The following is an 11,739-nucleotide window of genomic DNA, read 5'->3' on the forward strand; positions in this document are numbered from 1 at the left end:
ATGCCAAATAAAATTTAAAATTATTTATGTTCAAATATCAATTCATTCATTGCTGGAGCTAATCTAGACCTCTTCTTGGTGAGCCTCTCTCTGGCAAGCCATGTGCAGCGCCACGATCGACGACGAACACGCGGTGTCCACGGTGACCGAGGGGCCCCGCAGGTCGAGAAAGTAGGACAACCGGTTGGCGATGATGCTCATGGCGCCGCCGGAGTTGTTCCACGCGTCGACGTTGGGCAGGTCCAACGCGGCCACGACGCCGTAGTCGTTGTAGCAGGCCCCGGCGAACACACCGGTCTGCGAGCGGCGCAGCGAACTCGGCGGAATACCCGCGTGTTCCAGTGCCTCCCATGCGACTTCGAGCAGCATGCGCTGCTGCGGGTCCATCTTGGCGGCCTCACGGCTGGCGATGTCGAAGAAGTCGGCGTCGAATGCGTCGAGGTTGTCCAGGTAGCCGCCGTGGCGGGTGGTGCTCGACAGCGCCGCCGCGACCTCCGGTGTGCCGTCGTCGAACGGCGCCCAGCGGTCCGCCGGCACCTCGGTGACGGCGTTGCCGCCCTCGGAGAGGAACTTCCAGTACTCGTCGGGGCCGGAGATACCGCCGGGCAGCCGGCAGCCCAGGCCGATCACCGCGATCGGCTCGTCGAGGTGTCCGCGGTTGGCCTCGACCTCGGACTCGGCGGCCAGCGACTCGGTGCCGGTCAGGAACCGGGCCAGGTCGGCGATCGTGGGGTGCTGCCAGAACTCGACAGGCGAGATCTTGCGGCCGAGGAGTTCGGACAGTTCGCCGGAGAGCACCAGAGCGTCACGCGAGCCCAGGCCCAGGTCGCTCATCGGGGCGTCGAAGTCGATGTCGTACGGGCTGCAACCGACCGTGGTCACGAGGTAATCGGCCAGCCAGTGCCGTAGCGCTTCCTCGTCATACGAGGACGTCATCAGATGCCCCTTTCACTGCCAGCTGGTGCCGACTCCACGCTGTCGAACAGCTCACTCAACACGCCGCCGTCCGAGTCGCCCAAAATGTCGATGTCGCTGTCGGATTCCGGCTGCGGCGAGACCTTTTTCGCCAGGTGTTCCGCGAGCGCAACGATAGTCGGATAGTTGAACAGCATTGTCGCGGATAGCTCGATTCCGACAAACAATTCGGTGTCGCGGCGCACCGACATCGCCATCACGGAGTTCAGCCCGTATTCGGCGAACGGCCGGTCGAGCTCCAGCTCGGATTCGGCGAGCTGCAGCTCACGGGCGAGGATGGCCCGCAACCCGCTCTGCAGCTGCTCACGGACCTCGTCGGCCGGCATGTCCGACCAGGCCGGAGTCGCGGCGGCCGGCTCGGCGGCACCGGAACCATCGGTCGTCGACGCCATCGGCGCCATCACGGCCTGCGCGACGTCGTAACGGGACAGGTGCTCCCAGGCGGCGAAGGCCTCTTCGGCGGTGATCGCGCGGGACCCGAGGCGCTCGAGTTCCTGCAGGGCGATCTGCGCTTCGGCGCCGAACCCGAGCCCGCGCCAGGCCACCCAGTCCTGGCTGACGGTGTGGCAGCCCTGCCGGTGCCGAGCCTGGGCCAGACCGTCGAGGTAGGCGTTGGCCGCCGCATAGGCGCCCTGGCCGGGGACGCCGAACACGGCGCCGGCCGCGGCCGTCAGGAACATGAAGTCGAGGCTGCCCGGCGGGAAGGTCTGATGCAGCACCTGCGCCCCGGCGATCTTCGGCCAGACCGTGCGCCGCAGCCGGCTCTGCTCCAGCTCGGTGAACAGCTCGGCGTCGGTGATGCCGGCGCCGTGGACGACACCGCGGATCGGGACCGCGCCCTCGTCGTCGCGCTTGGCCAGCAGGGCCTGCATCGCCTCGAGCGAGCCGATGTCGAGTGCCACGGCTTCGACGGCCACGCCGCGGGCTTCGAGCGCGCGGACGGCGTCGATCTTGGCCTGGGTGGCCGCGTCGTTGCTGTCGCTGTCCCAGGCGCGCCGCGGCGGCAGTGCGGTGCGTCCGGCCAGGATCACCCGTCGGGCTCCGCGGTCCGCGAGCCACCCGGCGGTCAGCAGACCGAGCGCCCCCAGGCCACCGGTGACCAGATAGGCCGCGTCCGGGCGGCAGCGCAGCGGCTCGCGCACCGGCTCACCGGAGATCGTTGCCAGGCCCGGCGCGCTGAATTCGCCGTCGCGCAGCGAGAGGATCGACTTGGCCGGGGTACGCAGCAGCGGGGCCAGCGCGGGCACCAGCGAGGCGATCGCCGTGTCGTCCGGAAGGTCGACCAGCCCACCCCACAACTGCGGCTGCTCGGCCCGGATCACACCGGCGGTGCCCCAGAGCGGGCTCTGCGTGACGGCGGCGTCCGAACTGCCTTCGCGCACACCGCGGGTGACGATCCACAATGTCACCGGGTGACTCTCGTCGCGCTCGGCCAGGCCGCGGACCAGGTCCACCAGATCCATCGACATCCGCACCGCGGCGTCGACATCGCTTTCGCCGGAACGGGATTCGGCGACGTACAGCACGTAGCGGGCATCGGCGACGGCGGCTGCGGAGTAACCGCTCCGGGCCAGTCCGTCACGCAGTCCGCCGGCGACATCGTCGTCGCCGAGCACCGCGAGGGTGCTCGCACCGGCGGCATGGCCGTCGGGGCCCTCGTCGGGGGTGAACGGTTGCCAGTCGATGGCGTGCACCATCGCGGTGGGGTCATCGCCGCGGCCCGCGGTCGCGCTCGCGTCCACCGCGGCGAACCGCAGCCCGCGTACCTCGAGGCAGGGGTTGCCGTCCGAGCCGGTCGCCACGATGTCGACGACGAGCTCTTCGTCGTTGCCACCGCGGCGGCGTACCTCGACGCGGCCGCTCGGGTCGGCGAGCTCGGCGTCGAACCGCACGCCGGTGACCGCGGCCGGCACCATCAGTCTGGGGTTGTCGCTGTCGAGCAGCCGGGCAAGGTGAATTGCGGCGTCCAGCAACGCAACTGACGAGGCTTGGGTCAGCTCGACGTCGGCGCGCAGTTCGCCGGCCTTGGCGTGGGCTGACCCGATCGACCAGCCGAACGGCCGGCCCTCACTGCCCCAGGTCTGCCACAGTGAGGTCACCGACTCGTCGGTGACCTCGGCGTCGGCCGCTCCCGGGGCGGCTACCGCCTCCGACGAGCCGGACGCGGCGCCGTCGTGGTCGATACGCGCCGTAGCGTGCCGGATCCACGCTCCGCCCTGCCCGGTGGCACTCGACGACACGGTGACCGACCCACTGTCGGCGACCACCTGGATGACGCGGGGCTCCCCGACGACGATCGGATAGTCGAACCGGATGTCGGACAGCGTTGAAACGTCGTACTCGTCGGCGGCACGCGAAAGTGTCTGCAGCAGAACCGAAATCGGAATGATCTCGACCCCGTTGTTGTGGTGCGAGCCGGGGTAAGGCTTGGTGGTGGAGGTCAGCCGCGCCTGCCACAGGTGTGTCGGGGGTGTCGCGGCCACCGGAATGTGCTGTCCGAGCAGGGTTCCGCGCTGCGGCGCCGAATCGGCGGTCGTGACGAACTCGTCGGCGTCGATCCAGTGCCTGCTGTGGTGCCACGGCGCGCTCGGCAGCACCGGGTGCGGCTCGGGCGGGTGGGCCAGCGTCGGCGGCCGCATCACGTGCGTCGCGTTGAGGTTGGTGTGGAAGCTCACCGTGTCATCGCCCTTGCGCGACAACGTCCCGACACTGTGGTGGTGCACCGCTGCCAGCGTTTCGCTGACCGCGTGCGTCAGCGAGGGGTGCGGGCTGACTTCGACGAAGGTGGCGTGCTGCGCCGCGGCGACCGTGACGGCCTGGTGCAGCTTCACCGGCTGGCGCACGTTGTCCACCCAGTAGTCGGCGTCCAGAGTCGGTGCCGAGTTCGGGTCGGTGACGGTGGAGATGAACGGGATGGTCGGTGTCTTGGGCTTGAGATCGGCCAGCGCCGAACGCAATTCGGACAGGATCGGGTCCATCAGCGAGGTGTGCGAGGCGACTTCCATGTTGACCCGCCGGGCGAACCGCTCCTGCGCGCTGGCCGCCTCGATCGCCGCGTCGACCTGCTCCACCGTCCCGGCGACCACGGTCTGCCGCGGCGACAGGTACCCCGCCAGGCTCACCTCGGGGTAGTCGGCCAGGAACGCCTCGGCTGCCTCGGCGTCGAGCTCCAGCAAGCCCACCGCGCCCTGGCCGGCCAACCGCGCCATCAGCCGCGACCGGATCCCGATCACCCGCAGACCCTCGTCGGCAGTGAGCGCCCCGGCCACCACGGCCGCGGTCACCTCCCCCATCGAATGTCCGATCACCGCATCGGGTTCCACACCGTAGGAGCGCCACAGCGCGGTCAACGCCAGTTGCAGACCCATCAGCACGGGCTGCACGCGCGCGTCGCCGGTCACCCGTTGGCCCTCGGTCAGCACCTGCGCCAGCGAGAACCGCATGTGCTCGACGAACAGCGGCTCCAACTCCTCGACCGCTGCGGCGAACGCGGGCTCGTCGGCCAGCAGTTGCCGGCCCATTCCGGGCCACTGCGAACCCTGGCCGGAATACACGAAAACCGTTCCGGGCTTACACAATCCCTCGTGCGGCACGACGAGCCCGACGGCCGACTGGTCGGCGGCCAGCGCCTGCAAGCCGGCGACTGCCTGGGCACGGTCGCGCACGGCCAGGGTGGCGAAGCTCTTGTGCTGGGTGCGGTGGTGGTTGAGCGTGTGAGCGATGTCGGCCAGCGGCACCGCGGCGCCTGCGCCGACCATCCAGTCGGCGAGCGTGGCCGCCGTCGAAGCGACGCGGGCCGGGGTCTTGCCGGAGACCACCAGCGTGGTGACCGCCGGTTCCGGTTGCGGCGCAGCGCTTTTCGAGGTCTCTGCTACCGGCGCCTGCTCGATCACCACGTGGGCGTTGGTGCCGCTGACGCCGAACGAGGAGACGCCGGCCCGGCGGGCACGGTCGACCTTGGGCCATTCCATTCCGTCGGCGGCGATGGTGAATTCCGACGCTCCCTCGACCGCGTTGGGCGTCAATTCGGTGAAGTGCAGGTGCGGGGGGATGTAGCCGCGCTGCACGGTGAGCACGGTCTTGATGAAGCCGGCGATACCCGCTGCCGACTCCAGGTGGCCGACGTTGGTCTTGACCGACCCCAGCACCAGCGGCGCCGACCCGTCACGCTCGCCGAAAACCTGGTGCAGCGCGCCCAATTCGATCGGATCGCCGAGCGCTGTTCCGGTGCCGTGGGCTTCGATGTAGTCGACGTCCGAGGGGGCCAACCGGGAGGCACTGAGCGCCGAACGCAGCACCGCCTGCTGGGCCGGACCGCTCGGCACGGTCTGACCGCTGCTCGGCCCGTCCTGGTTGACCGCCGAACCACGTACCACCGCGAACACCGAATCACCGTCGCGCACAGCGTCACTGAGCCGTTTGAGCACCACGACGCCGCAGCCCTCGCTGCGGACGTAACCGTCGGCGCTGGCATCGAACGTCTTGCAGCGGCCGTCGGGGGCCAGCATGCCCCACCGCGAGGTGGCCACGCTGTTCTCCGGGCTCAGCATCAGGTTGACCCCGGCCGCCAGCGCCTGGTCGCTTTCTCTCCGCCGCAGACTCTGGCAAGCCAGGTGCACGGTCACCAGCGAGGACGAGCAGGCAGTGTCCAGCACCACGGCCGGTCCGTGCGCACCCAGGAAGTAGGACAACCGGCCGGCCGCGAAGTTCGCCGCGTTGCCGAACGGGACGTGCGGGTCGACCTCTTCGGGTGGCAGCCGGCCGGACAGCGACAACCCGTAGTCGTGGGTGGTCATGCCGACGAAGACCGAGGTCTGGCTGCCCCGGATCATCGGCGCGGTGATGCCCGCGTTTTCCAGTGCCTCCCAGGTGACTTCGAGCAGCAGCCGCTGCTGCGGATCCATCGCCGCGGCCTCCCGCGGCGAGATCCCGAAGAAGTCGGCGTCGAACTCGTACGGCTGCCAGGAGGTGAGGAAACCGCCCTGCTTGCTGACGATGGTCCCGGGGATGGAGTGGTCGTCGGCGAAGAACGCGTCGGCGTCCCACCGGTCGTCGGGAACCCCCACGACGCCGCTCTTGCCGTCTTGCAGCAACTGCCAGAACGCGTCGGGACTGTCGGCGCCACCGGGCAGGCGGCAGCCGATGCCGATCACCGCGATCGGCTCGGTGTCACCCTGCTCGGCGATTTCCAGCCGCGCGGTCAGGTCGTCGATCTTGCGCAACGCCTCGGTGATGATGGCCCGACGATCCGACGGTGCAGCCGTCATCGCGCTCCCCCCGGTCTGTCGGAAAGTTGTTGTCGTCCTGAACCGGGCACGAGAGCCGCCGCCCCGCCAACCGGTGTCATCCGGGCGCGTCCAGTCGGTTCGCCTCGTCGCGCCCACAACGTCCTACCCAGCCGAAGTGACTGATGTTACCGCCACGTGACCGGCGTCGAACGCTCCCCCCCTGTGCAGCGAGCATCAAGAATTTGTCAGGAAACACTGGCTTTACTCCCGCTGCGGTGCAAAGCCGTCGGGACCCCACTAAGCGGTGGAATCCAAACGGCTGAAGTCGTCCTGTTGGTAGACCTCAACACACGAAGAACGGCGAATCTTCCCACTGGTGGTGATCGGAATCGAGCCGGGCGGAACCAGGACGAGGTCGGCCACCCGCAGCCCGTGGGACTTCGAAATGGCAGATGTCACTTGCGCTCTCACGTTGCGGAGGCGCTCCTGCATCTCGGCCGTGTTGCCCTTGTCCTTCATCTCGGCGATCACGATCAGGCGCTCGGTGCGGCCGTCCTCGATCGAGATGGCCGCCACCCGGCCACCGCTGATCTCCTGCGTGGTGGCCTCGATGTCGTCCGGGTAGTGGTTACGCCCGTCGACGATCAGCAGGTCCTTGATGCGGCCGATGATGTAGAGCTCGCCGTCGTGGATGGTGCCCAGGTCGCCGGTGCGCAGCCAGGGGCCGAGCGGAGTGCCGCTCGACGGGTCGACCAGCTGGCCTCCGAACGCCTTCTGGGTTTCCTGCGGCTTGCGCCAGTACCCCGAGGCGATGTTGTCGCCGTGCAGCCAGATCTCGCCGACCATTCCGGCCGGGTTCTCGGTACGGGTCTCCGGGTCGACGATGCGAATCGTCGAGGCACGCGGGACGCCGACGCTGACCAGTTCGACCCCGGTGTCGTTGTCGCAGGCCTCGGCGTGGCCGGCGGACAGCTTCTCGTAGTCGAAGGTGGCGACGGTCGGGGGGCGGCCCGGGCCCGAGGAGTTGACGTAGACCATGGCCTCGGCCAGGCCGTAGGACGGCTTGAGCGAGCTGGCCGGGAAGCCGAACTCGGCGAAGCGGTCGATGAAGCGCCGGATGGTGGCCGCGTGCACGCGCTCGCTGCCGGACAGGATGGTGTGGACGCCGGACAGGTCGAGCCCGGCCATGTCCTCGTCCGTGGTCCGCCGGGCCGCCAGCTCGAATGCGAAGTTCGGCACGGCGGTGAAGACGCGGGTGTTCGTTGCCATCGCCTGAACCCACCGGGCCGGCCGCTGCAGGAACGACAGCGGGCTCATCAGCACCGAGTGCAGACCCATGGTCAGCGCGCCGGTGACGCCCAGCAGCAGACCCATGTCGTGGTAGACGGGCAGCCAGGACACCAAGGTGGTGTCCGACGGCGGCATCGCGCCTTCCTCCTGGAAGTAGTCGTCACGCACCTGCTGGCAGTTGGCCAGGATGTTCTTGTGGCTGACTACGACGCCCTTCGGGGAGCGCGTCGAACCGGAGGTGTACTGCAGCACCGCGTTCTTGGTCCGCGGCGCGGGCGGGGCGTTGAAGTCGGGCTCCGCGTTGAGGTCCAGGCTGTCGACCTCGATCAGCGCCGGTGTCTTGCCGGGCAGCGCCCGGGCGCAGCCGACGACGTCGTCGACCACCGCGGAGGTCGTCAGCAGCACGGTCGGAGCGCAGTCCTGCAGCGCGGCCGACGCCCGCTCGTCGTGGGCACCGAACTGCGGGACGGGCAGCGGCACCGCCACCAGCCCGGCCTCCAGGGCGCCGTAGAACGCGACGATGTACTCCAGGCCCTGCGGAGCCAGGATTGCCGCCCGGTCGCCCGGCGCACTCACGGATCCGATCTCGCGAGCCAGCACCTGGGCGCGGCCGAAGAGCTCGGACCAGGTCAGCGTCTGGCTGTAGCCGGCCGGATCGACGTCGTAATCGATGTACGTGTAAGCCGGTGCATCCGGTTGCTGCCGGGCCCATTCCCGCAGTAGTGCGGCAATAGAAGTCTCGGTTACGGCCATCGGGACACCACCCCTTAAAGATCTAGAGCCCCGGACAAAAACTAGACGGGCGCTTGTGATGCAGGAGATTAACAGGGGCCACGTGCTTCCCGGACCAAAAACCCAGGAATGTAATACGTGTACCAAACGGACGACCCGTTCGCGCCAGCGTCATTGCTGGGGCTGCTCGTTTGCTAACTAGGTCGCGCCCAGAGGCGTCCGGTCCCTGGTCACGACGCCTTCACCTTACCGGACGGTCAGTTGAAACGCATAACTCCGAATAGTTAAACGCGTTGCGGCGACTTTTGCGTGGTGACAGGGGTGCCGACGGACTGAGGAGCGGCCGAGACCGCTGCCGCCACCCTCGCCGTCGCGAGACCGCCGGGCGGGCCGCCGCGACACCGGCGAAACCTCCGCCCAAGAGGGGGTTTGCTGGCTTTCGCCGCGCCGGAACCGGGGTGTGGCGTTATTCACTTTTTTTCAAAGATCCCCAGTTGAGCGGCCGCGCGGAGCGTTCTGAGTACCCCCAACCCGTACGGGGCAGCCAAGCCGTCCGAATTGTCGGTGAAAGAGTCCAATTAATTGGCTAATCCAGTCATTCAAATAATGAAGAAACTGTCCAATTTTGACCTTGATAACGGCGGCCTATTTGGCAACAAAACGCGTCAATTGGAAGTTGCTCAACCTCTACATGAGGACAAGATCTTCGGTTCGATCTCGCTAACCAACTCGGCGATGTGGTCGGTCAGATAAAAATGATGGCCGGGAAAAACTTTCATAGTGAACTCTGAGGTCGTCCGCTCCACCCATGGCCGGACCTTCTCCGGGGTGGCCACTTCGTCGTCGTCGCCGAGAAACGCCGCGATTGGGCAGGACAACTTCTCGCCCGGCGGGCAATCATATTTGGAGATCGCCTTGAGGCCCCGCAGGGTCGGCAGGATGCTCGCCGCGAATTCCTCGTTTTCCAGGAACTCAGGATTGACCCCGGTCATCTCACTCACCGCGTCCAGCAGCCCGCGGTCCGACTCGGGGATGTGCTCGTACCCGACGTGGCCCGGCGCGGCGACGGCCGAGACGAACAGTGCGGCAATCGGACTGCCCGCCTGCTCGAACCGGCGGGCGACCTCGAAGGCCAGCAGCCCGCCCATGCTGTGACCGAAGAAGGTGATTTTCTCGCCACCCGCTTCCGGCGGCTTGATCATCTGGCAAACCTTGTCGGCCAGATCGGCGATGGTGGTGAATGAGCCGAGGTCGTGATTACCGCCGCGACCGGGATACCGAACGGCGACGCGTTTGATATCGCTGGCAAAGGCTTTGGCGAAGGGAACATAAAACTCGGCCGATCCCCCGGCATGCGGAAAGATGTAGAGCTTTGGTGGCTGCTCAGTCACGCGGCAACGATACAGTCCCACGGGGGCCGGCTCCGGAAGGGCGCGTCGACAGCGCCGGCGACCGATATGAGTTAACGTTGTTCAGTTGTTGCCATTAAAATCTGTGAAAAACCCAAGAAAAACCTGTGCCGTTTGCGGCCGACACGGTTTCTCGATTCCGCTATCGCAAAACGCGAAAAAGCTTTACGATTTCACCGCCATCACGTGTGGCAATCGCTCTAGGGGAGGTCAATCCAAACGCCCGGTCTGAAGTAGCGTTCATCTTCAGTCTTGGTGCGGTTGTTGGAGGAGGTTGGAAAGTGTTCGTAACCACACAGCCAGAGGTGTTGCAGGGGGCTGCAGGCACGCTGTCGGGGATCGGTGACGCGATGATCGCGCGCAACACGGCTGCGGCCGGAGCGACGACGGGGTTGCCCCCGGCGGCGTCCGACCTGGTCTCGGCGATGACGGCGGCGCAGTTCACCACGCACGGCGCGACGTACCAGCAGATCGCCGCTCAGGCCGCCGAAGTGCATGAGCAGTTGGTGGCCGCGCTGCGCTCGGGCGCCAGCGCCTACGCGTTGACCGAAGCGGCCAACGCCGCCTCGGCCGACTAGGCGGGGCGCGGGTCGATGAGCTTCTCGCTGATACCGCCGGAGATCAACTCCGCGCTGATGTACTCCGGCGCGGGGTCGAGTCCGTTGTTGGAAGCTGCGACGGCATGGGATGAGTTGGCTGCCGACTTGGAAGCCACCGCAACCCAGTACCAAACCGCGGTCACCAACCTGACCACCGGCGCGTGGCTCGGTCCGTCGTCGGCGCACATGGCTGCCGCCGCCGAGCCGTACATCGCCTGGCTGCAGAGCACGGCGACCGAGGCCGCGCAGACCGGTGCTCAGGCCAAGGCCGCCGCCGCGGCGTACCAGACGGCGTATTCGGCGATGGTGCCGCCGCCGGTGATCGAGGCCAACCGGGCTGAGCTGACCACGCTGGTGTCCAACAACTTCCTCGGTCAGAACACCGGGGCAATCGCCCAGAACGAGGCGGAATACCTGGAGATGTGGATCCAGGACGCCTTGGGCATGGACACATACCAGCTGAATTCCACCGGTGCGGCCGGGGCGCTGCCCGCGCAAACGCCCGCGCCATTGGTGACGACGGGTGCCGACCCGGCGGCTGCTGCTGCCGCGGCGGCGCCAGGAGACGTCGCGGCGAACGGCCTGGAATCGGTGCTTGTCGGACTGATCAACTTCGGCGGCAACCTGTTCGGCAACACCGCGAGTGGTCAGCTGACCTCGCTCGCCGGGTTGCCGACATTCTTCTCCGGGTTGGGCACGACGCTGGCCGCCAACCCGACAGCCGCCCTGCTTCCCGTCCAGGCCACGTACTACATGGGCATGCTGGGCAGCACGCCCGCTCGTATGTTCATGAACGGCGGTGGCAGCGGTGGCAGCGCCGGTGGCAGTCTGGTCGACACGCTGGAGACCATGAAGGGCTCGCTGCTCGACAACGTCGGCAAGCTCGTCGACCAAAAGGGCGACCAGGTGCTCAGCGGTGTCTCCGGTCAGCTGTCCAAATGGGGCTCGGGAATCCAGGCCGGCATCCAGGCGCAGATGTCCAACGCCCTGCACGCCGGTGGGCTCTCGGTGCCACACGGCTGGCACACCGGTGCGTCGGGCGGAGAGCTCAGCCGTGCCGCTCCGCTGCTGCCGACCAACAGCGTCGCCGCACCCAGCATGTCGACCGGCCTGCCCACCAGCCCGTTCTCGCAGGGCCTGATGGGCGCGCTGGCCGGACGTGGCATGAGTGCCATGGGTTCGAAGGTCGCCGCCAAGGTGATGCCGCGTTCGCCGGCCGGCGGATAGCACTGCCCCACAACGTAAAAACTGCCAAAACGCCCACAATAAGGAGAAATCATGCCCACACGCTTTATGACCGACCCGCACGAGATGCGGGCCATGGCAGGCCGTTTCGACGTCCACGCCCAGACCGTCGAGGACGAGGCCCGCAAGATGTGGGCCTCGAGCCAGAACATCGCCGGGGCCAGCTGGAGCGGTATGGCTCAGGCCACCTCCTACGACACCATGGGCCAGATGAACACGGCCTTCCGCAACATCGTCAACATGCTGCACAGCGTGCGTGAC

The 11,739-nt window shown here is 67.4% G+C and carries 6 protein-coding genes and 1 pseudogene; 3 read left to right on the top strand and 4 right to left on the bottom strand.

Annotated elements, in window-relative coordinates; translation table 11 throughout:
• Window positions 1-90: 90 nt before the first annotated feature.
• The 4 genes and pseudogenes from CYU59_RS25795 to CYU59_RS25810 all read right to left on the bottom strand — a co-directional run.
• A pseudogene (locus CYU59_RS25795) lies at window positions 91-936 on the bottom strand (type I polyketide synthase); the annotation flags it as partial.
• The gene (locus tag CYU59_RS25800; protein ID WP_293004132.1) at window positions 936-6,242 is read right to left on the bottom strand and encodes a type I polyketide synthase; all 5,307 of its coding nucleotides are present in this window, start codon (window positions 6,240-6,242) and stop codon (window positions 936-938) included. The gene CYU59_RS25800 and the pseudogene CYU59_RS25795, both read right to left, overlap by 1 nt.
• Window positions 6,243-6,500: 258 nt before the next feature.
• Window positions 6,501-8,246, bottom strand: a complete 1,746-nt coding sequence (locus CYU59_RS25805; protein ID WP_293004133.1) for an AMP-binding protein — start codon at window positions 8,244-8,246, stop codon at window positions 6,501-6,503.
• A gap of 659 nt (window positions 8,247-8,905) precedes the next feature.
• Entirely contained in the window at window positions 8,906-9,616 is a 711-nt protein-coding gene (locus CYU59_RS25810; RefSeq protein WP_293004134.1) for an alpha/beta fold hydrolase, read from the bottom strand.
• Between the two features lie 299 nt (window positions 9,617-9,915).
• Here CYU59_RS25810 and CYU59_RS25815 point away from each other — a divergent pair, with 299 nt between their 5' ends.
• The 3 genes from CYU59_RS25815 to CYU59_RS25825 form a co-directional block, all read left to right on the top strand.
• Entirely contained in the window at window positions 9,916-10,212 is a 297-nt protein-coding gene (locus CYU59_RS25815) for a PE family protein (RefSeq protein ID WP_293004135.1), read from the top strand.
• Window positions 10,213-10,227: 15 nt separating this feature from the next.
• Entirely contained in the window at window positions 10,228-11,460 is a 1,233-nt protein-coding gene (locus tag CYU59_RS25820) for a PPE family protein (protein ID WP_293004136.1), read from the top strand.
• A 51-nt stretch (window positions 11,461-11,511) separates the two neighbouring features.
• Window positions 11,512-11,739: WXG100 family type VII secretion target (locus CYU59_RS25825; protein WP_292974808.1), on the top strand; the 228-nt coding region annotated here is incomplete at its 3' end.

Origin of the sequence: Mycobacterium sp., assembly GCF_002863225.1 — a bacterium.
Classification (GTDB): domain Bacteria; phylum Actinomycetota; class Actinomycetes; order Mycobacteriales; family Mycobacteriaceae; genus Mycobacterium.

Excerpts from the sequence above, each read along its gene's own strand:
- CYU59_RS25800 (WP_293004132.1), bottom strand. The coding sequence starts at position 6,242 with ATGACGGCTGCACCGTCGGATCGTCGGGCCATCATCACCGAGGCGTTG.
- CYU59_RS25805 (WP_293004133.1), bottom strand. The coding sequence starts at position 8,246 with ATGGCCGTAACCGAGACTTCTATTGCCGCACTACTGCGGGAATGGGCC.
- CYU59_RS25820 (WP_293004136.1), top strand. The coding sequence starts at position 10,228 with ATGAGCTTCTCGCTGATACCGCCGGAGATCAACTCCGCGCTGATGTAC.